The following is a 2,202-nucleotide window of genomic DNA, read 5'->3' on the forward strand; positions in this document are numbered from 1 at the left end:
CATTTAGCCTGATTAACGGTACATTCTCAATTGTGCTGGCGCCTTTTTCCAGATTTTCAATAGACGTATCCAATAAATAATTGGTATTGTTGGCAATAGGCTTTAAGGAGTCGAAACTTTCGAAGATAAATTGATGTTCCTTATTGTAGAGCGAAAGTGTTGCAACATAAGAAGACAATAAATGGCTGAGCGCTGTAAACTGATGTACTTCTTTAATAAACAACTGTTTGCTTTTTGGTTCAGAAAACATTCTTTGAAACAGGGAAGCCAAATTTGCCGTACTTACATACACTTCTTTCCGTGCCAATTTATATTCCGTTCTGTTGTAATTTTTCTCAAAATACAATTTAATCACCTGTCCATAATAAGCCTTATTAGCCTTTAAAATATCGAGCATGGCCTCTTTGAGTTTTTCATGCTCCCAAGTCGGGAATAAAGAATAACTGGCCAATAGCGCAATACCAGAGCCTATAAAAGTATCATAAATCCTTTCGCGGGCCAGCGCTATCGATCCCATACCCAGAAAATCAAATAGGATTAAGATATATGGCGTCATAAAGAGCACACTCACTACGTAATTTTTCCTTTGGAAACTATAACAGCCAATCATACAGATTAATAGGATCACAAATAAAGTATTCCGATCGTGGATATAAGTAATCACACCCATACCAATGAACGCCCCAATCGTGGTGCCGATTAAACGTTGATAATTACGTTCTTTGGTTAAACTAAATCCCGGTTTCGAAATTACCAGAATGGTAAGGAGAATCCAGTAGCTATGTGAGAAATTGAGAATCTGCGCCACGATAAAACCCAAAAGCATCACCACAGTAACCCGTAACGAATGCCTGAAAGTAGAAGAAGTATAGGTTAAATTCTCTGTAAACAGTTTAAAATCGAATTTTTGCCTGGTGATAAATTTCTCTGTATCTACCTCAGCTTGTCTAATATCTTTGCTGTTTCTGATTTTAAAATAGCTGAAAATAGTTTTAACCCTTGATAGTATATTTTCGATGTTCACCTCAATATTTTTCAGGRCAATTATGCCTAAGGTATTGTATTCCTGATTTTGATTGTTCTTTTCCAGGTTGTTGATTTTGATCTTTAACCTTTCAATCTCAATCAATAAACGTTTTGAAACCACGGGTATTCCACCACTTTTTAAGGCAAAAGCAATATCATCAAGGGCGTAAGAGATCCGCTTAATGGCCATTTCATAATCTGATAATATACCTGCTTTATCAAACTGATCGTGCAAATGCTGGTAATTATAATAGGTAGACATTACCTGCTCGAAAAGATCGACCATATCTACAAATACCAATAACAAAAATCTGCCCTCAGGAGTAGAATCCCTTACAATTTCGCGGGTTCTAAAAAGCAATTCTCTTACCGCATCCTGTTTTTCATGAACAGAAACCTGAAGCTGCAACAGATCTGAATAGGTTTTATCGTAATTGTTATTTTGATGATAGAACTTGGCTTTTTCGCGTAGAAACTCTGCAACTTCCAGGATAGAATCGCTTAACGATTGCTGCACCAAACGGAAGGGGCGTAAGCGGTACACAAAATAACTTAAGCCAGTATACCAAAGGCTACCTATCAGGATCATAACTGCATGTAGCAATACTTCCTGCCATGGGCGTACATCATCAATGCTTAATACCATAATCAGTAAAACCGCGGTACCAACCGATGCAGCTCTAATACCGTAGATGTAAAACATCGAAAATACAAAACTGGATACAGCCAATAAAAAGCCGATAAAATAATGGTTCTTGTTGGTTAACCCCGTTATGATAGAGAAGGTAAAGATGAGCGCAGTAGTAATCAGCATTGCATTTCTTCGGTGCACCATTGGCCCCGGACTATCTACCACACTTACACATAAAGCGCCTAATGATAAAGTCATACCGTACTTTAACATGCCAAACTGGGCAAGAATTAAAGAGGGGAGCAATACAYCAATGGTGATGCGGAGACCGTCGGCAAAATACGTACTCAATAAAAAGTCTTGTATATTTCTAATGGGTTGCCTAATCTGCATGATACAAAAATAACATAATAGCGAAGTTTTTTGTTGCGATTAAAATTAAGTTTTTTGYTTTTTTTAAACTTTTAAGCAGAAAATAGGTAATGGTTTGATTAACAAAATATTATGAATTGTTTATAAGTGTGATTTTAGAAATGTTGATAACC

The 2,202-nt window shown here is 36.7% G+C and carries 1 protein-coding gene; it reads right to left on the bottom strand.

What is annotated here, in order from left to right:
* The coding region (locus AC1DND_RS26275; RefSeq protein ID WP_477585599.1) for an FUSC family protein at positions 1-2,050 on the bottom strand (2,050 nt) is incomplete at its 3' end.
* Between the last annotated feature and the right edge of the window lie 152 nt (positions 2,051-2,202).

The sequence above is a fragment of the Pedobacter sp. 01N416 genome (assembly GCF_056399685.1).